Here is a 20,430-nt window from a genome sequence, read left to right as displayed (position 1 = left end):
GTAAAAGTTTTCAAAGGCTTATTTTTGCGCTATGGGAAGAAAAAATACAGACAAAGTTGTCTTTCATCAAATTCAGGTACTTGATGCTGGAGCAAAAGGAGTATCGGTAGCCAAAGCGCCAGACGGAAAAGTAATCTTTATTCCGAATGTGGTTCCGGGTGATGTTGTTGACGTACAAACATTTAAAAAAAGAAAAGCATATTACGAAGGTAAAGCGGTAAAATTTCATGAATTATCAGAGTACAGAGTAGACCCAATCTGCGAGCATTTTGGCGTTTGCGGAGGTTGTAAATGGCAGAATATGAACTACGGCCAGCAACTTGCCTTTAAACAAAATGAAGTTAAAAATCATTTACAGAGAATTGGAAAAATAGAACTTCCTGAATTTGAAAACATTCTGGGTTCTGACAAACAATTTTTCTATAGAAATAAAATGGAATTTTCTTTTTCGAACAGCAGATGGCTTACCGAAAAAGAGATTGGAAGCACAGAAGATCTAGGAAACAGAAATGCATTAGGTTTTCATATTCCGAAAATGTGGGACAAGATCCTTGACATCACAAAATGCCATTTACAGGAAGATCCTTCAAATGCAATTCGTAACGAAATCAGAGCTTTTGCGAATGAGCACAATTTAGCGTTTTTCAATCCGAGAGAACATTCAGGATTACTAAGAACGGTTATGATTCGTACAGTTTCGACAGGCGAAATAATGGTATTGATTCAGTTTTTTGAAGAAGACAAAGAAAACAGAGAATTGATTTTAGACCATTTATACGAGAAATTCCCGCAGATTACTTCATTGCAGTATGTTGTAAACGGAAAACCAAACGATACTATTTATGACCAAGATGTAATCCTTTACAAAGGAAGAGATTATATCTTAGAAGAAATGGAAGGTTTGAAATTCAGCATCAATGCAAAATCTTTCTACCAGACCAACTCTGACCAGGCGTATGAATTGTACAAAATTACCAGAGATTTTGCAGGCCTTACCGGAAATGAAACTGTTTACGATTTGTACACAGGAACAGGAACCATTGCTCAATTCGTTTCAAAAAAAGCAAAAAAAGTTATTGGAGTAGAAAGTGTTCCTGAAGCAATTCTAGATGCAAAAGCCAATGCTGAACGCAATAATATTACGAATTGTGAGTTTTTTGTTGGGGATATGAAAGTTGTCTTTAACGAAGCTTTTATAGCAAGCCACGGCAAACCGGATGTAATTATTACTGATCCACCACGTGACGGAATGCACAAAGACGTTGTAGAGCAAATTTTAAAAATAGCGCCTGAAAAAGTAGTTTATGTAAGCTGTAATTCGGCTACACAAGCACGTGATTTGGCTTTGATGGATGAAAAATACAAAGTAACGCGTGTGCGTCCTGTTGATATGTTTCCGCAGACTCATCATGTCGAAAATGTAGTACTTTTAGAACTTCGATAATAAACCTTTAGATGAAAAAAATAATTGCCGTTTTACTGCTTTTTACCTTTGGCCTGTCAAGCTGTGAAAAAGATGATATCTGCGATGCAAACACGCAGACAACACCAAGACTTGTCATTACTTTTTATTATGACAATAATCCAACGACTGTTAGAAATGTTTCTAACATGAAAGTTGTAGGCGTTATCGATGGTGTTGACCAGCCAGAAGGAATCATTTTTAATGAAAATGGCACTTCGACAACAAAATACCTTACCAGTGCCAGTACAGTATCGGTACCTTTAAGAGTAGATGCCGACACGGTTACTTACAAATTTATCTATAACGCATCGAGCTCGACTCAATCAAATACTGATCTTCTGACAATTAATTATTCTCGTACCAATGCTTATGTATCTCGAGCCTGCGGTTATAAAACTACTTTTCAGCTTCCTGATGAAAACGATGTCGTTTATAGCACCGGTACTGATGGAGAATGGATGAAAAATATTGAAGTAAAAATTCGTAACATTGAAACTGAAAATGAAACACACGTTGAAATCTTTTTTTAGTATTTGTTTATTGTTTTCAATGTTTTTAACAGAAGCTCAGGAAACACCAACAGCAAAAAAAGAAACTGCAGATAAAAAGGCTCCAAAAACTGAAACGAAAGAGCCTGTAAAAGACAGTATTGTAAAAACTGACCGTTATGGTCTTCGCGTCGGCGTTGATTTATTTAAGCTTAGTCGCGCATTCTACGATAAAAACTACAAAGGTGTAGAGTTTGTGGCTGACTGGCGTTTGACCAAAAAATATTATCTGGCCGCCGAACTTGGGTTTGAGGACAAAACTACCGAAGATGATCGTCTAAATACAACTGCAACCGGAACTTACATAAAAGGAGGTTTTGATTATAATTTTTACGAAAACTGGCTCGACATGGAAAACCTTATTACCATAGGTCTTCGTGGTGGTTTTAGCACATTCAGTCAAGATTTAAACAGTTATAAGATTTATAATCCGAATCCGTATTGGGGAGAGCTGGCTCCAATACAGGTAAACGAAAAACATAACGGACTAAGCGCTGCTTGGCTTGAAGTAGCATTGGGGCTTAAAGCCAAAGTGTTTAATAATGTTTTTGTCGGTTTTGGCGTTCAGTTAAAGCTTTTGGCAATGAACAACAAACCATCAGGTTTTGATAACCTGTACATTCCAGGTTTCAACAGAACATATGACGGAAGTTTTGGTGTTGGTTTTAATTACACCGTTTCTTATTTCATCCCTATTTACAAGAAAAAAACAGTTGTACCAACACTTATAAAAGCAAATCCTAAGAAGTAAATTTTCTGAAATGAAAAAACTACTCGTTCTTTTTATGTTTGGCCAATTTGTTTTTGCACAAAAAACGACTGTCACTACCTCTTTACACTTCTCTGGAAAAATAGATAAATATCCTATTGAAATGACAATTGATTTTCAGCAAGGAAAAGATTCTGTATCAGGAAGCTATTATTATGTTAAAAGCGGGAAAGACAACACTATTCTTTTAAGAGGAATTTTTAAGAACAATGAATTAAAGCTTGCTGAAACCACTTACATACCCAAAAAAAGTGGAAATGTTCCCACAATAACGGGAAGTTTTTCTCTGCAACTCAATGCCAATTATGAATTAAGCGGTAATTGGCAAAATGCAAAAAAAGACAAACAATTTTCTGCAACGCTAAGTTGTCTGGAGGACTTACAATCTTTTAATCCGAAAAATTACAGTTATAAACTCAATCCTCATAAAGGAAAAGCGACCAATTTCAGCAATCAATTGGCAGACTATTACTTAATTAGTCAGCTTGACATTTATGATTCGAAAAAACAGAAAATACAAACAATTTCAAATTTCAATAATGTATTATCTGACAACATCGGAAAAATCGAATTCGAAGATCTAAATTTTGATGGTTTATTGGATATCAAAATCCCTATTTACTTTCCAGACCGAATTAAATATGACGGCAGTTTTCTATATTTAATTTATGATAAAACCAAAAAACAGTTTGTAAGAAATACTAAATTAGAAGAACTGGAATACCTGTTTTTTGATCAAAAAAACAAAGAATTTGTTCGATATGAAGGAGATGGAAGTGGCAATGATTCCAGCCATTACTACAAATGGTTCAACAAAAGTTTTTATCTTGCAAGAGAAATTATCTCTTATGAGAATAGCGACAAAACCACTTATATTGAATATCAAATCAAAAACAACAAATCGGTAAAAGTTAGAGAATATCAGAAATAAAAAAAGCCATGAATTTTAATTAAGTTCATGGCTTTGTTTTTTGTGTATTGGTTTTATTCTAAGACAACTGAAAATTTACAGCTGCTTTTGCATGTATCAAAGTAGTATCAAAAATAGGTACTGCTAAATCCTCTGGCTTTATAACCAAAGGAATTTCCGTACAACCTAAAATTATTCCTTCTGCACCGCTTTTAATGAGTTCATTGGCGATTTGCAAATAGCGTGATTTGGTTTCTTCCGTTACGATTCCTCTTCCCAATTCTTCAAAAATAGTGTAATGAATAAAATCTTTATCTTCTTCTGAAACTGGAATTATAGCTTCAATTCCTTTTTCGGCAAGTTTGTCTTTAAAGAAATCCAATTCCATTGTAAATTTGGTTCCTAACAATCCTATCTTTTTCAGATTTTTTTTCCGTATTTCTAAAGCCGTTTCAACTGCGATATGAATAACGGGAAGCTCAATGGCTTTTTCGAGTTTATCTGCAATTAAGTGCATCGTATTGGCGCAAAGAACAATCGCTTCTGCCCCGCCCGCTTTTAGGAATTCACATCCTTTAAAAAGCATTTTAAAAGTCGAATCCCAATCGTTGGCATCATTATTTTTTTTAATATCTGCATAATTAAAAGAATAGATAAGACATTCAGAGAAATTCAGACCTCCAAGTTTCTCGTTTATTTCCTTATTGATGAGCGTATAATAATCTGAAGTTGAAACCCAGCTGATGCCGCCGATAAGTCCGATTTTTTTCATTTGCACTAAAATTATCCGATTTCTTTAATTCCTTTTATAAAAATCCATTTCATAAAAAGCTTCTCTCCGTCTTTAGTTCTTGCTGCCTGAAACTTCGGTCCAATAATAGTTCCAATTACAAAAGCAGTTAACGGAATCCAGATTCCAGTTAAACCAGTATAAGCGGCGATTAAAAATCGGAACGCTAAAAATAGGACTGCAAAACATCCTAATTGATATAAAAAAGCTCTTACTTGTAGTTTTGACATATATTTTTTTTTAGGTTCAAAGTTGCAAAGGTTCAGAGAAACAAAGGTTTTTCCTTTGCTTATCTTAATAATTGCTTGTTTGAACAAATAACAAATTATATTTTTATTCTTTTGCGGTCAAAGTTTTTATCCTAAAAGCGACACAGAATTTTTCCTTTGCACCTTTGTAACTCTGAACCTTTGCACCTATTCAGAGACTTGAAATTTCGTTCTTTTGCTTCCTTCGTACATTTCGTATTTTACGAGACGTGCTTCTAAACTCGCATTGAAAAGTTTGATTTTTCTTGAAGGTTTTAGTCCCACAAATTTCAAGGCTTCTAGGTTTGCTGTAATAAACCAAGCGTTTGTTCCTGGGTAATTTTTCTTTAGCGTATCTCCGATATTAGCATAGAATTTTTCCATATGAATATCTAAACGCTCATCATAAGGCGGATTGAAAACAATATGAAGTTTTCCTTCAGTCTCTTTTTCCGTATCAAAAAAATTCTCTTCAGAAACCTTTATATATTCCTCTAAATTGGCATTTCTGATATTGTCTTTGGCTTTACTTACCGCACTTGGCGCTTTATCAAAACCTTTTATGGTGTAATGAAATTCCCTTGTCTTTTTCATTAAACTGTCAATGATTTTATCAAACAAATCGTTGTCCCAGTCTTTCCACTTTTCAAAAGCAAATTCCTTTCTGTTTATGTTTGCCGGAATATTGCAGGCAATCATCGCGGCTTCAGTCAGAAAAGTTCCCGAACCGCACATTGGATCTAAGAAATGACTTTGTCCATCCCATCCTGACAACAACAGAATTCCTGCAGCCAAAACTTCGTTAATCGGAGCAATATTAGTAGCTGTTCTGTAACCACGCTGATGAAGTGAATTTCCAGAAGTATCCAAAGAAACCGAAACCTGATCTTTGTCGATATGAATATTGATTCTTAAATCTGGATATTGCTTATCGATACTTGGTCGCTGCCCCGTTCTTTCTCTAAATTGGTCTACGATAGCATCTTTACATTTTTGAGAAACAAATTCAGAATGATTGAAATAAGTAGAATGAACCGTTGTATCAATTACAAAAGTCTGATTTGCATTTAAATATTTAGACCAGTTTAAACCCGATATTCCTTTATATAAAGCTTGCTCGTTGTTTGCTCTAAAAAAATAAATTGGTTTTAAGATTTTAAGAGCCGTACGCAGAGATAAATTGGCTTTGTACATAAAACCTTTATCTCCTTTAAAGCTTACCATTCTCACTCCCTTTTCAACATCCTGAGCTCCAAGTGCAACCAGTTCTTTTTCTAATATTTCTTCAAAGCCAAAAAAACATTTGGCAATCATTTTAAAATTTTCTTCCATCTTTTCTTTTAAATTAAAAAAAAACTAAAATTTAAAAGATGCCAATTCTGCATCTATACATAACGCAACAATGTATCGTTGCTAAATAGTTATTTTTCGGCAAAAATACACTAAATTTGCCGGACTTTAAATTAATTGAAATAGAATAAATGTCTGCAACGCATAACGAATCAATTCCGAATCAGGAAGGTGACAATCAAAACTGGTATTCTTCATGGTTTGATACGCCTTATTACCATATTCTTTATAAGGATCGTAATTATCGTGAAGCTCAGGTTTTCATGGACAATTTGACGCACTATCTGAATTTGCCTGAAAAAGCAAAAGTATTGGATTTAGCTTGCGGAAAAGGCCGTCATTCTATCTATTTAAATCAGTTGGGTTTTGATGTTTTAGGTGCCGATTTGTCTGAAAACAGCATCGCAGAAGCCAGTAAAAACAGCAACGAAACCCTGCATTTTAAAGTTCATGACATGCGCGAACCTTTTGAAGAAAAGTTCGATGCCATTTTCAATTTGTTTACCAGTTTCGGTTATTTCGAAAACGATGATGATAATCTTACTACTTTAAAAGCAATAAAAGAAAGCCTTTCAAACTATGGTTTTGCCGTAATCGATTTTATGAACGTAACAAACGTAATCGAAACTTTGGTTCCCGAAGAAGTAAAAACGGTAGATGAAATTGATTTTCACATTAAAAGATACGTTGAAGACGGACATATTTTTAAAGAAATCGACTTTGAAGACCAAGGCAGAAAATATCATTTTACCGAAAAAGTAAAAGCCTTAACACTAAAAGATTTTCAGGATTTAATGGACGAAGCCGGAATTTTCCTTCTCGACATTTTCGGAGATTACAAACTCAAAAAATTCCATAAAACTGAAAGTGAAAGATTAATCATGATTTTTAAATAGCTTTAATCGCAAAATCGTTAATTTGTTTGAACGAATAAACAAACTAACAAAGATTGATTAAACGATAAAACAAAACAACGATTAAACAAAAAGATGAATTATCTATTACCCTTATTTTCTGTACTTTTAGGATATAGTGTGGCTTTGTTTATAAAACCAAAAAACAAAACCAATTTAAAATTACTACTGGCCTTCAGTGGTTCTTTTTTATTGTCTTTAACCGTGATGCATTTACTTCCAGAAGTTTATGCAGCACACAATCATAAAATTGGAGTTTTTATCATGATCGGAATCTTATTTCAGATCATTTTAGAGTTTTTCTCCAAAGGAGCCGAACACGGACACGTTCACGGACATGCTAAAATGTCTCAAATTCCGTGGCTTTTGTTTATCAGTTTGTGTATTCATGCCTTTTTAGAAGGATTTCCAGTAAGCCATCATCATGATTTAGCCATCGGAATTGCCATTCATCATTTGCCGATTGCTGTAATTCTAACCACATTTTTCATCAATGCCGATTTAAACAAAAAAGCCATTTTTGCTTTTATGCTGGTTTTCGCCATCATGACACCGCTTGGCACAATTGCATCTGAGTATCTAGCCTTTTTAAATGATTATTACACCGAAATTACAGCCATTGTAATTGGTATTTTATTCCATATTTCATCTACTATTATTTTTGAAAGCAGTGAAGGACATAAATTCAACATCGCCAAAGTTTCTATGATTGTTCTTGGAATTTTATTAGCATACTTTTTATAATAAATAAATTAGATAATTTGTCAATTTGATAATGAGATAATTATCTAATTGACAAATTATCTGATTTTCTAATTAATTCCCCGTTCTCTTCTTCTCATCCTGATTTCCAAAAGCGCGATCTTTTACATTGATTTTATTATTTCCAAAATTGTAAACCACCGTTAAACGAGCAAATCGGTTACTTTCTTTTTGACTGTAAACTTGTTTTACGCCATTTACAATCGAAACATCATTTTTTAAATAAGAAGTATAAAAAATATCATTTATCAAAAAGGAAATCTGCATTGCTTTATTCAACAAATCCTGTTTAAAACCAATGTTTAAACTTGATGTGTAACCTGTATCATACAAACCGCTTTTATAAGGCGATGTATAATTAAAATCAAGTTGCAGTTTAGTCGTTTTACCTAATAAGAAAGTATTATTGGTAGAAAAATCAAGCTGAAAACCGTTTACAGGCTTGGCATTAATATCTTTTATAAATTTAAGGTCTGAACCTAAAAGATATAATGAATTTTCACTTTCCCACCAATCTGCAAAACTAACCGAGTAAGTCTCACCAATTCCGTAATTAAGACCTTTAAAATAATTTTCTCTTGAAATAATCTGTGTCATCGTTTCTGGATTTGAGGTAAATATCACGCCATAACCATCTGTAATCGAATTTAGGAAAATACTTGTTCTCAATATTTTTTTATACGAATGCGCCAATTCAAAATTATCACTAAAAGAAGGTTTCAAAAACGGATTTCCTTCTGAATAACTATTACTGCTAATGTAAACTCTAAAAGGATTCAGCATCGAAAAACCAGGTCTGCGGATTCTCTTTCCATAATTGAAACTAAAACTATTGTTTTCATTTTTCTGATAAGCAGCAAAAAAGGTCGGAAACAGCTTAAAATAGTTATTGATGGTTTCTTGATTCAACGTTTCAGAAAAACCTTTTGTCTGCGTATTTTCTAAACGCAATCCCAATTGCAAATTCCATTTTTCATTAATCTTTTTATCTGCGTTAATATAAACCGCCTGATTATTTTCTGTGTATCTAAATTGATTGGTTTGATTAGAATCTAATTCTGGCGTTCCTGTAATCGTATTGTAAAAAACGACATTACTCTTACTTTTTGTAAAACTCATTTTGGCGCCATACGATAGATTTAACGCTTGAAGCGGGTGTTCCATATCTGCCTTAAAACTCACGTTGTCAATATCCTGATTCGAAAGATTTCTTCCTGACTGATTTACATCAACAAAAGTTCCGTCTGCTGCATAATTATTCGCGATAAAATCTCGATCAAATTTTGAGTTGTAACTAAAATAATCAGCATCAAATGATAATTTGCGGTTTAGCGAATCAAGTTTTGTAATCAAATGCAAATTATAGGTCTGATTACCAGATTTTCGGTCTAAAAAACTTTCATTAAGAATATAATTATTTAACTCATTTTGAGCATTATAATTGTTAATTCTAATATCTGTGTCAAAATCTGGATTGCTTTTATCTTTTAAAATTTGAAAGCCAATGGTTGTTTTTTCAGAAAAATCATAATCTAAAGCTATTTTTCCAGAGAGGTTTTCTTCATTTAATTTTGTGTTAGCTTTCATCTTTGAAGGCCCTTCATCAAAATACATATCCAACGATTCTTTAATGCTTCTGTAACCCGCTTTTCCGTTAATACTGGCCGAGAATCGAAACTTATTTTTATTGTAAAAGAAATTATTTCTTAGAGTATAAATTCCATATTTGTTTTGATCGTACGAAGCTGTTGTTGTATTTTTCCAAGAATCACGAGCACCTTTTTTCATTATCACATTAATCAATCCTCCATCTCCTTCAGCTTCATATTTTGCAGACGGATTACTTATAATTTCAATATTTTTAATATCACTTGCCGAAATCGATTTTAGGTAGTTATTCAGCTCTTCTCCCGTTAATTCAATCATTCTTCCATCAATCATCACTCTCGAAACTCCTTTTCCTAATATAGTAATGGCATTATTTTTTACTACAACTCCAGGCGCTGTATTTATGGCACTCAAAGCATCTCCTCCCGCAGTTGTTGCATTATTTTCTGGATTATAAACCAATCGATCTATTTTTTGTTCAATCGTATTTTTTCTGGACTGAATGACAACTTCTCCCAAATTGGTTGTATTTTCTATCAAAGTAATGGTACCTAAATCGGTATCTCTTTCAATATCAATTTTATTTTTATATTCTGCAAAACCTAAAAGAGTTATTTCTAATTTATAAATCCCTTTTTTAAGGCTTAATTCAAAAACTCCGTCTTTTTGAGTTGTAGTGCCGTCGATAATTTTTCCTTCTGAATCTAAGATTGAAACATCTGCCCATTCTAATAATGCAGTTTGACTTGAAACTTTTCCTTTTAGTTTCACCGTTGACTGCGCTAGACAAAACAAAGGCAGTAATAAAAAAATAAGGACATTTGACTTTTTCATGATTTCTAATTTTACTTGTTCGATTAATTTGAAGCAAAGTTGCCTTAGAAATTCTCGCTATGCGACCGACAAAAAAAAGTCGAACCATTTTCTGTTAAAGAAATTGGTTCGACTTTATTAGGCATGAAGTACGACTTTTTTCAAAACACTTATTTTCAAGTGTTTCTATAAGCTGTCGGAGTTAAATTTGTGTATTTTTTAAAATAAGTATTAAACGAAGATTTTGAATTGAAACCTACTTCGTACAATATTTCTAAAACCGTCAAATCGCTTTTTAAAGGATTTTTTAAAATATTCATGGCTTTTTGAATGCGATATTCATTCACAAAATCAAAAAAATGCTGATCAATATGATGGTTAATGAGAATTGATAAATCACGAACGGGAATGTCTATTTGATTAGAAAGTTCCTGAATGGTAAGTGACGGATCCAGAAAAGGTTCTTTTTCTGTCATGTAATTTTTAAGTGCCAAAATCTGTTTTGTAATAGCTTCTTCTTGATTGCCTTTAGTTCCTAGAATATCTTTATTTTCTTTAGGAACGATATCTCTTGCCAATTCCAATTTAGAATCGATTCCTCTAAAAAGTTCAGGATAATTTAAAGCTTTCAAAACAAACCAGCAGGTTACCGCCAAAACTAGAAATTGCAATATCGTATTGGACCAAATCCATAAATAATCAATATTGGCATAACGCACAATATTCTTAATAATCGATAAGTAATACAAAACAAAGAGTGCCATGGCCATTTGAAACAGCCACTTAAAAATAGAAGTTCGCGGATTGGTGTAATTTTCCTGATATATTGCTCTGTACTTTTTTAAAACCAAAAATACTCCTATACTATACAATATAGTTTGTAAACCTAAAACCAAAAACAGATATGACATTTCTGGAGATTGATCTCGATGTTCGTAAAAAAGTGTTTGCTGCGCATCATCTAAAAAATAAAGCCTGACCAAAAAAACGGTATTTGTAATGATAAACGGAATTATATGCACCAGATGTTTTGGCTTTAATCGAAAATCTGCAAAACAAACAGACACTATATACAAGTAAAAAGCAGGCAGTATTAGAGCACAAATTGTCCATCTGAAAAATTCTAAATTAAAATTATTTCTAATGAAGTTTTCGTCAATAAAAATACCACTGTTGTCAATGGCAAAAAATATCAAATAACAAGCAAAAAGCCTATTTGCCAGTTTATTTTTTGTTTGCACAGTGAGCAAGAAAAAGGCCAGCAATAAGGAAACAAAAACTGACAATCCGGCCATACCCGTTAAAAAGCTTACTATATTCATTCCTTTTTTATTATTTAACAAATATACTATTTTAGATTTTTTGGCATTATTTCAAAAAAGAAACATCCTGTCAAAGAAGTGAGTAAAAACTTTACTACGAAGCATTTCGATAAGCGGTCGGAGTTACATTTGTATATTTTTTGAAAGAAGTATTAAAGGAAGATTTCGAATTAAAACCAACTTCATATAGGATTTCTAAAACCGTAAACTCATTTTTAGTTGGATCTTTTAAAATATGCATTGCTTTCTGAATACGATATTCATTCACAAAATCAAAGAAATGTTGGTTCATATGATGATTAATCAAAATAGACAAATCTCGAACCGGAATATTAATTTGATTACTAAGTTCTTGTATGGTCAATGAAGGATCAAGAAATGGCTCTTTTTCACTCATATATAGTTTCAATATTTCAATCTGATTGTTTATCAAATCGTTTTGCGTATTGATAGGTTCTGATTTTTCCTCTACTTCCGGAAGAATATCTTTTGTTAGTTTCAACTTAGAATTAACTCCTCTAAAAAGTTCCGGATGATTTAATGCTTTCATGACAAACCAGCATATAACACATAAGGCCATAAGAACCATAAGAACATTTCCCCAAAGAAAAATATCTCGAGACGCAGTATAACGCAATAGATTTTTTGAAGCCGTAATAGAGTGCATTATTAAAAAAACACAATTCATCTGAAAAAGCCATTTATAAGTAGAAGCACTTGGGTTGGTATAATTTTCGAGATAAATTCTTTTGTATTTTCTTAAAATCAAAAATATACTGATAATATAAAACCAATATTGGAATTCGATTAAAATCTGAAAAAAGTAAATCTCAAACATTTCATTGAAATGATTTAAGACATGTTGTTTCTCAACGCCAGATTCCAGATAAACCCTCGGCATTAAAACAAAATTCATAACAATAAAAGGAAGTGCATAAATCAAATGCTTCCATTTTAAACGAAAATCTGAATAACAAACCGCTAAAACATACAGATAAATTAAAGGCATTTCCAGTAAACACACAGTGCTTCTGAAAAAATCTACATTTACATATTCCAAAGGAAGTGAATAATCTAAAAGTCCGCTGAAATCAATGGCAGAAAAAATAATAAAACAAGCAAATAGTCTATTAGCTAATTTATTTTCCGTTTTTACCGTAAGTAAAGAAAGTGCAAGTAATAACGAAACAAAGACAGCAATGCGGGCAACACTATCCAAAAAAACTAGTTTATCCATTTATCTTTTTAATATTTCAACAAATATAATATTTTAGATTTTTTAATACGAAATATAGAAAGTAATCTCCCTTAAAAGAATCACAGAAAAAAGTTTTTTTAATCTGCATAGTTTACAGGATTGCCATAAAAAAGAGTAATTTTGGAACATCACTATTTCAACAAAAAATGGCCTTTACAAAAACAACCGAACAATCTTCAAAATACGAGCATTTAGAAAAAATGTCAGTTAACGAACTGCTGACCAATATTAACAACGAAGACAAAACTGTTCCTTTGGCTGTCGAAAAAGCATTACCGCAAATCGAAGCTTTGGTAACACAAACTGTTGCAAACTTAAAATTGGGCGGCCGTATTTTTTATATTGGTGCCGGAACATCTGGCCGTTTGGGTGTTGTTGACGCTTCAGAATGCCCGCCGACTTTTGGTGTTCCGTTTGATTTGGTAAACGGTATTATTGCCGGTGGCGATACTGCGATACGTCGTGCAGTAGAAAATGCCGAAGACAATGCAACTCAGGCCTGGATTGACTTACAGGCACACAACATCAATCAGAACGATATTGTAATCGGAATTGCGGCTTCTGGAACTACTCCTTATGTTATCGGCGGTTTAGAAACCTGTAATGCAAACAATATTGTAACAGGATGCATCACAAATAATGCTGGAAGTCCGTTGGCATTAACAGCGAAATTCCCTATCGAGGTTGTTGTGGGACCAGAATTTGTAACCGGAAGTTCAAGAATGAAAGCCGGAACAGCACAGAAATTGGTCTTAAACATGATTTCGACCGCATCGATGATTCAACTCGGAAAAGTAAAAGGCAACAAAATGGTTGACATGCAGTTAAGCAACATCAAACTTGTTGACCGAGGTGTAAAAATGATTATGGGAGAAATTCCGGTTTCGTATGAAGAAGCATCTGAATTATTAAAGAAATACGGCAGCGTAAGAAATGCTGTAGATAATTATAAAAAATAAAAGTATTTTGCTTTATTGTTTAGTTTAACCGCAAAGCACGCTAAGGTTTACGCAAGGTTCGCAAGTTATTTTCAAAGCTTTGCGAACCTTGCGATTAAACACAAGCCAAACGACTTGAAACCTGAAACTTGAAACTTGAAACAAAAAACATGGCAACAAACAAACAATTACTGATGAAAGGAATAAAATATTTAACTGGCGCACTACCGTTAATGTTTATTGGTCCTTCATTAATTTACAACGCATTTCAAAATCAGCATACCAACTGGCATTATTTGGTTTTAGGAATCGGAATTGTGGCTTGCCTTGGTTCAATGTTTTTGATCTTTTTAGGATTGAAAATCATTATGAAAGGTATATTTAATGACTAATTCGTATCTTTACTAAAATTCTTTATTATGGATATACAAGCAGAAATAAACTGGATTCATCAAGAGATTGATAAAGTAAAAGATCCTTCTTTTGTTGAAAAACTTAAACATCTTCTACAATCAATAAATAATACCACAATTGATTCAGATGCATCTTATAATATGGATATTGAAAATGCCTTAGATAATATAAAAAAAGGCAATTTTTATACCGAAGATGAAGCTAAAGAAATTGCAAAAAAATGGGGAAGAAAATAATTTGGTCAAGCAATGCTTTAAACCATTTAGAAGATATTCATTTTTACATTTTCTTTGAAAGCAAATCCCTCACTATTGCTGACAAAGTGGTCAATACTATTTTCGATAGTACTGAAATACTAAAAACACAGCCTGAAATCTATAAATTTGATAAACAAAAAACCAATAATGATGGGAGTTTTAGAGTTTATTCTGTTTACGATTATGCTGTTTCTTATCAAATAACAGAAGAATCTATCTATATACTTCGAGTGCGTCACAATGCACAAAAACCGAAAAAACATTCATGGAAAGCCTAATTCACATTCAGAAGACATTTGAGAAAGTTGTTTATATCGACAAAAAAATAAACAATCGCGAGTTTGAAGACTGTGTTTTTAAAAACTGTGATTTTTCGAATAGCAATTTTAATTCCAATACTTTTTTAGACTGCGAGTTTATTGACTGTAATTTGTCTATGACCAGTCTGGCAGGAACGAGTTTAAAGAATGTCACTTTTAAAAACTGCAAACTTCTCGGAATCGCTTTTAATGAATGTGACGATTTCTTATTTCAGGTTTATTTTGAAGATTGCACTTTAGATTACGCTTTATTTTCGAACAAAAAAATGCCAAAAACCAAGTTCATCAATTCTTCAGTAAGAGAAGTAACTTTTATCGGAACCAACTTAACGAGTTCCGTTTTTGATAATTGCAATCTTGATGGTGCTATTTTTAACGAAACACAATTAGCTGGAGTCAATTTTAAAACGGCTTACAATTATAAAATTGATCCTGAATTTAATCCGATGAAAAAAGCACAGTTTTCGACAGAAGGAATTGTCGGGCTTTTGGATAAATATGACATTAAAATTGTATAGTTTTTTTAGCCACGAATTACACGAATTATTTGAAGATAAAATTCGTGTAATTCGTGGCTAAAAAAACTACTTTTCAATTGTTCGCAATGCTTTTTTAATAATATAAAGCGTTTCTTTTGTTTGACTTTCTTTTTTCCATTTTTCACATAAATCTTTTACAAAATCTGGTCTTGTTTTACTGGCATCATTGAGCCAGTTGCCAACACTGTCCTGAACGTATTTGGAAGAATCTGATTTTAAAGCATTTAAAATCTTTAAACCTAATTCTGGTTCTTTTTTCAATTTTTCAATATGTTCGCACCAAACTCCTCTTGGTCTTGTTGCTTCAGTTGCAAAACGTCTGATATTTTCGTCTTCATTGGAAGTCCATTTCAATAAAATTTCAAGGCTTTTTTCTAAATTATTTGAAATATTTGGTCTTACTGCCAGCCATGAAATTTCTCTTACACCAAAATGTTTGTCGGCTGACAGAAACTGAATTTGCTGTAACATTTCTTCAATTGTCAGCTCTTCTTTTTTCCCAATGGTATAAGCAGACCAACATCGCACCAAATCCGATTTATGTTTTGAAATTATCGAAAGTATTTCAGCATCATTATTAAGAATTGATTCTGTCAATATTCCTGTTCCTATTGCCTCATTTATGGTATTTACGGTTTGTTTTTTTAAATTGCTGATATCTGTTAAAATGGGTTCTAGATAGTTCATTCGATTAGACTCTTTCAATACATTTTCTAAAAGCTTGGTTTGATTCACCGCAAGCCATTCAATTAAATTTGCTGTCTCAATTTCGCCATTATTGAGCTGTTCCAAAATAACTGCGGAAATATCTTTTATCGATCTTGCTCCTTTACGTTTTACTTCTTTCATTGTCTTTCAATTTGATTGGCTAAATCATTCATTCGACTTAAAATTTTGATTATTTTTGTAAATATCGGAAAGCCTGCCAACACTGGCAATACCGCATATTTTTATCCCATAGGGAAATAAAAGTCAATTTTATGCAAACAAAGGAACGAAACACCGAAAATAAAATTTGTCCATTAGAAATTGCCGTCAATACAATTAGCGGAAAATGGAAAATTCCAATTGTGTGGCAGATTAATGATGGAAAAAAAAGACCAAGCGAATTTTTAAGAGGCATTGCAAAAGTCGATCGACGTGTTTTAAATCAGCAATTAAACGAAATGGTCGAAGATGGCATATTGATCAAACAATCTTTTAATGAGCTTCCGCCACGAGTTGAATACTCTCTGACCGAAACGGGAAAACAATTAGTCGAAATTCTTTGGAAACTAAATGATTGGGGGGAAATATTACTTCGGGACAACAAAATTGGACTTCAATCTTAAAATAGCAAATCATGAAAACGCATGAATCTTATCTAGAAAGCGTTAAAAAACAGTTTTTGTATTATAAAATGCTTGGCGAAAAGGCAATCGATCAACTCGAACCTTCACAGCTTTTTGCATCTTTTAATGAAGATACCAACAGCATTGCAACGATTGTAAAACACATTTCGGGAAATATGCTTTCGCGTTGGACCAATTTCCTGACTTCTGACGGCGAGAAAGAATGGCGAAACCGTGATGCCGAATTTGAAAATGATTTGCAATCTAAAGAAGAAGTTCTAGAAGTTTGGAATAAAGGTTGGAATTGTCTCGAAAATGCGCTTGAAAGTCTAAAACCCGAGCAACTTTCGGATATTATTTATATTCGAAATGAAGGGCATACGGTCATTGAAGCCATCAATCGTCAATTGGCGCATTATCCTTATCATGTCGGACAGATTGTTTTTTATGCCAAACAATTGAAAAACAGCGAATGGAATAGCTTGTCGATTCCAAAGAATAAATCGGGAAATTACAATGCTGAAAAGTTTGCCAAAGAAAAAGAAATTAAGAACTTTACTGACGATGAATTAAAGAGATTGAAATAATCATTTCATCTAATCAAGACGAAACAATCTTTTGGAAATGATACTCCTAGCCTCGATGGTAGCGACATCTCCCGATTTAGAAAAACAAGGCTTTTTAGCCGTAGTTTTTGTTTATCGGGAATACAGCGGACAGCGGGATTAGCTCCTAAAAAACAACTAATTAAAATGAAAAAAATTATATTCTTATTTCCTGTTCTGGCTTTGGTATCGTGCTATAATGCCGAACACAATTGCAAAGATTTTAAAACCGGAAAATTCAAATTTGAGACAGAAGTCAACGGCGTTAAAAAAACTACTTATTTTGAGCGCAGAGATGACATCGAAATCGAAACTTTTGAAGGAAAAACAGATACTGCAACAATTCGTTGGGTGAGCGACTGCGAGTATGTGCTACAGAAAAAACATCCAAAAAATATGGCTGAAGAAAAAGCTATCAGCATGAAGATTTTAACTACTACCAAAGATTCTTATACTTTTGAATTCGGTTTGGTTGGTTCTGAAGAAAAACAACGAGGAACGGTTCATAAAGTAGATTAAATAGTTAACTTTTTCTGCCACAAAGGCACAAAGACGCCAAGGATTTATTTCTTTGTGCCTTTGTGCCTTTGTGGCAAATTATTATAATGTGTTTCTTTTACATTTCTATTTTAAATAGTACTTTAGGACCTTAATCTAGCCACATGAAAAATACCATTTCGCAAAGAGTAGCCGACTTTTTAAAGAATTATCCGCCGTTTAATTTTCTGCATCAGAAAGATTTAGAAAAACTTTCGGAACAGATTTCTATTATTTACAAAGAAAAAGATGCTGTGATATTTGCTGAAAATGACAAAACACACGATTCTTTTTATGTCGTTCATAAAGGTGCAGTCGCTTTGAAAAAAAGCACAAAAAATAGCGTTTTAGACATGTGCGACGAAGGCGATATTTTTGGACTTCGCCCGTTATTGGCACAGGAAAATTATATTATGGAAGCGGCGGCTCATGAAGAAAGTATTTTATACGCTATACCGATTGCCGTTTTTAAGCCTTATGCGCTTGAGAATAGAAATGTCGGTAATTTCCTGATAGAAAGTTACGCTTCAAATACGCGAAATCCGTATTCGGATATTCATAAAGATAAATTATACGGAGATGATATTTTAGATGAAAACCTGCATTCGAGCAATCATTCATTTGATTTAACTCCGATTAAGTATTCAAAGAAAATTGTTACTTGTAGTCCTTCTACAACGGTAAAGGATATTGCAAAAATCATGAGCAAGAAAAAAGTGGGAGCAATTCTTATTGTAGATGAAATGCTTCCGATTGGTATTTTGACAGACAAAGATCTTCGAAATAAAATCGTAAGCGGCGACTTTCCGATAACGACAACTGCCGAAACGATCATGACAAAACCGGTTATTACGTATCCGAAAAAAATGACTGTTACGGAAGCTCAAATGGCCATGATGAAAAGTGACATCAGTCATTTATGCCTAACAAAAGACGGTACAGTAAACACCAAAGCTGTTGGAATTTTATCTAAACACGACGTTATGGTCGCGTTAGGAAACAATCCGGCCGTATTGATTAAAGCGTTGAAACGTACCAAAAAAATCAAGGAAATAAAACCAATCCGTAACCAGATTATGCAGTTATTGCAGGGGTATTTGGATCAAAATATTCCGATGACATTGATTACCAAAATCATTACCGAACTTAATGAGGCTTGCACTACTCGTGTTATCGAAATTTGTTTAGAGAAAATGAGCAGTCCGCCGCCTGTAAAGTTTACTTGGTTGGCGCTTGGAAGTCAAGGAAGAGGCGAACAAATGCTGCATACTGATCAGGATAATGCGATTGTTTATGAAAATGTAAACGAAGTTTTTAGGGATGAAACTAAAATCTATTTCTTAAAATTAGCGAGTCATGTCAATAAAGGGCTTTTTGAGATTGGCTACGATTACTGCCCGGCCGAAATGATGGCTTCGAACCCAAAATGGTGCATGAGCCTAGACGAGTGGAAAGAACAAGTAAAATACTGGATTACCAATCCGGGCAAGAATGAAGTTTTACTGTCATTTATTTTCTTTGACTACAGCGCGACATATGGCGATACAGAAATTGTAAGTCAGTTGTCTGATTATATTTTTGAGACCATAAAAGTCAACCCTATTTTCTATATGCATTTAGTGAGTGGCGCTTTACAAAGCCCTTCGCCTACTGGTTTCTTTAGACAGTTTTTGGTAGAACAAGATGGTGCCAATAAGGATAATTTCGATATCAAACGAAGAGCTTTGATGCCTTTGACCGATGCTGCGCGAGTTTTGATTTTATCACATTCAATCAAAGGAATCAGCAATACGGCTGAACGATTTGAAAAATTAGCTGAATTGGAGTCTAATAATAGAGAGTTGTATTTGTCTTGTTCGTATTCTTTTAAAGCATTATTGAAATTCAGAACCAAACAAGGTCTTTTGCATCATGATTCTGGCCAGTTTATCGAATTGGAATCTTTAACCAAAATGGAGAAAATTAAACTGAAACGTACTTTTAAAACTATTAAAGAGCTTCAGGAATTAATCTCAGTACGTTTTAATATCTCAAATCTAGTATAATGAGTTTATTTAATTTTTGGAAGAAAGAAGAAGATTTTTTTGATGAAAATACGACCATCGAAGAAACAAGATTTGTGGTTCTGGACACCGAAACGACAGGTTTTGATTACGATAATGACCGCATGTTATGTATTGGCGCTCTTGTGCTTCAAAACGGAATTATAAATGTTCAAGACAGTTTTGAAGTCTATCTTGAACAAGAGCATTACGATAAATCAACGGCACAAATTCACGGTATTTTGAAAGATTTGCTTGTAAAGCGTCCTAGCGAACTTGAGGCTTTACAACAGTTCCTAGAATTTCTTGGCGATTCAATAATCATCGCCCATCATACCATTTTTGATGTGACTATGATTAATAGGGCATTGGAAAGAAATGGTCTTCCTGAATTAAAAAATCATCGTTTAGACACCGCTTATTTGTATAAAAAAACTTTAATTCAGTCTCATTTGTTTGAACGAAAAGATCATTACACCTTAGACGATTTAGCAGATAAATTTGATATTTCAAAAAAAGACAGACACACCGCTTTGGGTGATGCCTATATAACTGCTATAGCATTTTTGAAAATCGTTAAGAAGCTGAAAGAGAAGAAAGCGGTTAATCTAAATCAACTTTTCAAACCTCTTTAAGATTTTTTTATGAGTCTTAAATTTACATTCAAAACCTTTAATTTACCATTTCATA

Annotated in this window: 23 protein-coding genes; 16 read left to right on the top strand and 7 right to left on the bottom strand. The window is 33.2% G+C overall.

Annotated features, from left to right (window positions below; genetic code table 11):
- The first annotated feature begins 31 nt into the window (after positions 1-31).
- From rlmD to ACFFLS_RS08200, 4 genes are read left to right on the top strand one after another with little or no spacing between them, the layout of a single operon-like run.
- A complete protein-coding gene (gene rlmD, locus ACFFLS_RS08215) occupies positions 32-1,444 on the top strand; it encodes a 23S rRNA (uracil(1939)-C(5))-methyltransferase RlmD (protein ID WP_379686053.1) in 1,413 nt (470 codons plus the stop codon).
- Positions 1,445-1,455: 11 nt separating this feature from the next.
- Complete coding sequence (locus ACFFLS_RS08210; RefSeq protein ID WP_379686052.1) at positions 1,456-1,995, top strand: DUF6452 family protein; 540 nt, start codon at positions 1,456-1,458, stop codon at positions 1,993-1,995.
- Entirely contained in the window at positions 1,967-2,764 is a 798-nt protein-coding gene (locus ACFFLS_RS08205) for a DUF6048 family protein (RefSeq protein ID WP_379686051.1), read from the top strand. The genes ACFFLS_RS08210 and ACFFLS_RS08205 overlap by 29 nt, the downstream gene beginning before the upstream one ends.
- Positions 2,765-2,774: 10 nt before the next feature.
- Positions 2,775-3,713 (top strand): XAC2610-related protein, encoded by a 939-nt coding sequence (locus ACFFLS_RS08200; RefSeq protein WP_379686050.1) that lies wholly within the window; start codon positions 2,775-2,777, stop codon positions 3,711-3,713.
- 58 nt (positions 3,714-3,771) lie between these two features.
- On the opposite strand, the gene ACFFLS_RS08195 is transcribed toward ACFFLS_RS08200, so the two are convergent.
- The 3 genes from ACFFLS_RS08195 to ACFFLS_RS08185 form a co-directional block, all read right to left on the bottom strand.
- On the bottom strand, positions 3,772-4,464 hold the full coding sequence (locus tag ACFFLS_RS08195; RefSeq protein ID WP_379686049.1) for an aspartate/glutamate racemase family protein: 693 nt from the start codon (positions 4,462-4,464) through the stop codon (positions 3,772-3,774).
- A gap of 11 nt (positions 4,465-4,475) precedes the next feature.
- Positions 4,476-4,712 carry a hypothetical protein gene (locus tag ACFFLS_RS08190; protein ID WP_091491243.1) on the bottom strand — a complete coding sequence of 79 codons (237 nt, stop codon included), beginning with the start codon at positions 4,710-4,712 and terminating at the stop codon, positions 4,476-4,478.
- A gap of 186 nt (positions 4,713-4,898) precedes the next feature.
- Positions 4,899-6,062 (bottom strand): THUMP domain-containing class I SAM-dependent RNA methyltransferase, encoded by a 1,164-nt coding sequence (locus ACFFLS_RS08185; RefSeq protein ID WP_379686048.1) that lies wholly within the window; start codon positions 6,060-6,062, stop codon positions 4,899-4,901.
- A 149-nt stretch (positions 6,063-6,211) separates the two neighbouring features.
- Here ACFFLS_RS08185 and ACFFLS_RS08180 point away from each other — a divergent pair, with 149 nt between their 5' ends.
- Positions 6,212-6,976, top strand: coding sequence for a class I SAM-dependent methyltransferase (locus tag ACFFLS_RS08180; RefSeq protein ID WP_379686047.1), 765 nt, complete (start codon positions 6,212-6,214; stop codon positions 6,974-6,976).
- A gap of 93 nt (positions 6,977-7,069) precedes the next feature.
- Positions 7,070-7,738: a ZIP family metal transporter gene (locus ACFFLS_RS08175; protein ID WP_379686046.1), complete on the top strand. Its 669-nt coding sequence runs from the start codon at positions 7,070-7,072 to the stop codon at positions 7,736-7,738.
- Between the two features lie 72 nt (positions 7,739-7,810).
- Here the strand turns inward: ACFFLS_RS08175 and ACFFLS_RS08170 are convergent, their stop codons facing one another.
- The 3 genes from ACFFLS_RS08170 to ACFFLS_RS08160 form a co-directional block, all read right to left on the bottom strand.
- On the bottom strand, positions 7,811-10,198 hold the full coding sequence (locus tag ACFFLS_RS08170) for a TonB-dependent receptor domain-containing protein (protein ID WP_379686045.1): 2,388 nt from the start codon (positions 10,196-10,198) through the stop codon (positions 7,811-7,813).
- A 155-nt stretch (positions 10,199-10,353) separates the two neighbouring features.
- Positions 10,354-11,499, bottom strand: a complete 1,146-nt coding sequence (locus ACFFLS_RS08165; protein WP_379686044.1) for a helix-turn-helix domain-containing protein — start codon at positions 11,497-11,499, stop codon at positions 10,354-10,356.
- Between the two features lie 94 nt (positions 11,500-11,593).
- Positions 11,594-12,736 (bottom strand): helix-turn-helix domain-containing protein, encoded by a 1,143-nt coding sequence (locus ACFFLS_RS08160; RefSeq protein ID WP_379686043.1) that lies wholly within the window; start codon positions 12,734-12,736, stop codon positions 11,594-11,596.
- 167 nt (positions 12,737-12,903) lie between these two features.
- On the opposite strand from ACFFLS_RS08160, the gene murQ reads away from it, so the two are divergent.
- The 5 genes from murQ (at position 12,904) to ACFFLS_RS08135 (ending at position 15,204) form a co-directional block, all read left to right on the top strand.
- Entirely contained in the window at positions 12,904-13,716 is an 813-nt protein-coding gene (gene murQ, locus ACFFLS_RS08155) for an N-acetylmuramic acid 6-phosphate etherase (RefSeq protein ID WP_379686042.1), read from the top strand.
- Between the two features lie 149 nt (positions 13,717-13,865).
- Complete coding sequence (locus ACFFLS_RS08150; RefSeq protein WP_379686040.1) at positions 13,866-14,087, top strand: DUF6095 family protein; 222 nt, start codon at positions 13,866-13,868, stop codon at positions 14,085-14,087.
- A 27-nt stretch (positions 14,088-14,114) separates the two neighbouring features.
- A complete protein-coding gene (locus ACFFLS_RS08145; protein WP_379686039.1) occupies positions 14,115-14,345 on the top strand; it encodes a hypothetical protein in 231 nt (76 codons plus the stop codon).
- A complete protein-coding gene (locus tag ACFFLS_RS08140; protein ID WP_379686038.1) occupies positions 14,330-14,644 on the top strand; it encodes a type II toxin-antitoxin system RelE/ParE family toxin in 315 nt (104 codons plus the stop codon). The genes ACFFLS_RS08145 and ACFFLS_RS08140 overlap by 16 nt, the downstream gene beginning before the upstream one ends.
- A complete protein-coding gene (locus ACFFLS_RS08135; RefSeq protein ID WP_379686037.1) occupies positions 14,632-15,204 on the top strand; it encodes a pentapeptide repeat-containing protein in 573 nt (190 codons plus the stop codon). Before ACFFLS_RS08140 ends, ACFFLS_RS08135 begins: the two co-directional genes overlap by 13 nt.
- Before the next feature lie 66 nt (positions 15,205-15,270).
- Here ACFFLS_RS08135 and ACFFLS_RS08130 read toward each other — a convergent pair whose 3' ends face one another.
- Positions 15,271-16,074, bottom strand: a complete 804-nt coding sequence (locus ACFFLS_RS08130; RefSeq protein WP_379686036.1) for a DNA alkylation repair protein — start codon at positions 16,072-16,074, stop codon at positions 15,271-15,273.
- Positions 16,075-16,205: 131 nt separating this feature from the next.
- Here ACFFLS_RS08130 and ACFFLS_RS08125 point away from each other — a divergent pair, with 131 nt between their 5' ends.
- The 5 genes from ACFFLS_RS08125 to ACFFLS_RS08105 all read left to right on the top strand — a co-directional run bounded on the left by ACFFLS_RS08125 (position 16,206) and on the right by ACFFLS_RS08105 (position 20,375).
- Positions 16,206-16,556 (top strand): winged helix-turn-helix transcriptional regulator, encoded by a 351-nt coding sequence (locus tag ACFFLS_RS08125; protein WP_379686035.1) that lies wholly within the window; start codon positions 16,206-16,208, stop codon positions 16,554-16,556.
- Positions 16,557-16,567: 11 nt separating this feature from the next.
- The gene (locus ACFFLS_RS08120) at positions 16,568-17,143 is read left to right on the top strand and encodes a DUF1572 family protein (RefSeq protein WP_379686034.1); all 576 of its coding nucleotides are present in this window, start codon (positions 16,568-16,570) and stop codon (positions 17,141-17,143) included.
- A gap of 165 nt (positions 17,144-17,308) precedes the next feature.
- Positions 17,309-17,680, top strand: a complete 372-nt coding sequence (locus ACFFLS_RS08115) for a DNA topoisomerase IV (RefSeq protein WP_379686033.1) — start codon at positions 17,309-17,311, stop codon at positions 17,678-17,680.
- Between the two features lie 143 nt (positions 17,681-17,823).
- The gene (locus ACFFLS_RS08110; protein WP_379686032.1) at positions 17,824-19,743 is read left to right on the top strand and encodes a DUF294 nucleotidyltransferase-like domain-containing protein; all 1,920 of its coding nucleotides are present in this window, start codon (positions 17,824-17,826) and stop codon (positions 19,741-19,743) included.
- Positions 19,743-20,375: a 3'-5' exonuclease gene (locus ACFFLS_RS08105; protein WP_379686031.1), complete on the top strand. Its 633-nt coding sequence runs from the start codon at positions 19,743-19,745 to the stop codon at positions 20,373-20,375. Before ACFFLS_RS08110 ends, ACFFLS_RS08105 begins: the two co-directional genes overlap by 1 nt.
- Positions 20,376-20,430 lie beyond the last annotated feature (55 nt).

Source organism: Flavobacterium procerum, from assembly GCF_042431625.1.
GTDB classification, from domain to species: Bacteria; Bacteroidota; Bacteroidia; order Flavobacteriales; family Flavobacteriaceae; genus Flavobacterium; species Flavobacterium procerum.
Note: the sequence above shows the minus strand (reverse complement) of the source record. Positions and strands in the feature narration are given on the sequence as shown.

Excerpts from the sequence above, each read along its gene's own strand:
- rlmD (WP_379686053.1), top strand. The coding sequence starts at position 32 with ATGGGAAGAAAAAATACAGACAAAGTTGTCTTTCATCAAATTCAGGTA.
- ACFFLS_RS08210 (WP_379686052.1), top strand. The coding sequence starts at position 1,456 with ATGAAAAAAATAATTGCCGTTTTACTGCTTTTTACCTTTGGCCTGTCA.
- ACFFLS_RS08205 (WP_379686051.1), top strand. The coding sequence starts at position 1,967 with ATGAAACACACGTTGAAATCTTTTTTTAGTATTTGTTTATTGTTTTCA.
- ACFFLS_RS08200 (WP_379686050.1), top strand. The coding sequence starts at position 2,775 with ATGAAAAAACTACTCGTTCTTTTTATGTTTGGCCAATTTGTTTTTGCA.
- ACFFLS_RS08195 (WP_379686049.1), bottom strand. The coding sequence starts at position 4,464 with ATGAAAAAAATCGGACTTATCGGCGGCATCAGCTGGGTTTCAACTTCA.
- ACFFLS_RS08190 (WP_091491243.1), bottom strand. The coding sequence starts at position 4,712 with ATGTCAAAACTACAAGTAAGAGCTTTTTTATATCAATTAGGATGTTTT.
- ACFFLS_RS08185 (WP_379686048.1), bottom strand. The coding sequence starts at position 6,062 with ATGGAAGAAAATTTTAAAATGATTGCCAAATGTTTTTTTGGCTTTGAA.
- ACFFLS_RS08180 (WP_379686047.1), top strand. The coding sequence starts at position 6,212 with ATGTCTGCAACGCATAACGAATCAATTCCGAATCAGGAAGGTGACAAT.
- ACFFLS_RS08175 (WP_379686046.1), top strand. The coding sequence starts at position 7,070 with ATGAATTATCTATTACCCTTATTTTCTGTACTTTTAGGATATAGTGTG.
- ACFFLS_RS08170 (WP_379686045.1), bottom strand. The coding sequence starts at position 10,198 with ATGAAAAAGTCAAATGTCCTTATTTTTTTATTACTGCCTTTGTTTTGT.
- ACFFLS_RS08165 (WP_379686044.1), bottom strand. The coding sequence starts at position 11,499 with ATGAATATAGTAAGCTTTTTAACGGGTATGGCCGGATTGTCAGTTTTT.
- ACFFLS_RS08160 (WP_379686043.1), bottom strand. The coding sequence starts at position 12,736 with ATGGATAAACTAGTTTTTTTGGATAGTGTTGCCCGCATTGCTGTCTTT.
- murQ (WP_379686042.1), top strand. The coding sequence starts at position 12,904 with ATGGCCTTTACAAAAACAACCGAACAATCTTCAAAATACGAGCATTTA.
- ACFFLS_RS08150 (WP_379686040.1), top strand. The coding sequence starts at position 13,866 with ATGGCAACAAACAAACAATTACTGATGAAAGGAATAAAATATTTAACT.
- ACFFLS_RS08145 (WP_379686039.1), top strand. The coding sequence starts at position 14,115 with ATGGATATACAAGCAGAAATAAACTGGATTCATCAAGAGATTGATAAA.
- ACFFLS_RS08140 (WP_379686038.1), top strand. The coding sequence starts at position 14,330 with ATGGGGAAGAAAATAATTTGGTCAAGCAATGCTTTAAACCATTTAGAA.
- ACFFLS_RS08135 (WP_379686037.1), top strand. The coding sequence starts at position 14,632 with ATGGAAAGCCTAATTCACATTCAGAAGACATTTGAGAAAGTTGTTTAT.
- ACFFLS_RS08130 (WP_379686036.1), bottom strand. The coding sequence starts at position 16,074 with ATGAAAGAAGTAAAACGTAAAGGAGCAAGATCGATAAAAGATATTTCC.
- ACFFLS_RS08125 (WP_379686035.1), top strand. The coding sequence starts at position 16,206 with ATGCAAACAAAGGAACGAAACACCGAAAATAAAATTTGTCCATTAGAA.
- ACFFLS_RS08120 (WP_379686034.1), top strand. The coding sequence starts at position 16,568 with ATGAAAACGCATGAATCTTATCTAGAAAGCGTTAAAAAACAGTTTTTG.
- ACFFLS_RS08115 (WP_379686033.1), top strand. The coding sequence starts at position 17,309 with ATGAAAAAAATTATATTCTTATTTCCTGTTCTGGCTTTGGTATCGTGC.
- ACFFLS_RS08110 (WP_379686032.1), top strand. The coding sequence starts at position 17,824 with ATGAAAAATACCATTTCGCAAAGAGTAGCCGACTTTTTAAAGAATTAT.
- ACFFLS_RS08105 (WP_379686031.1), top strand. The coding sequence starts at position 19,743 with ATGAGTTTATTTAATTTTTGGAAGAAAGAAGAAGATTTTTTTGATGAA.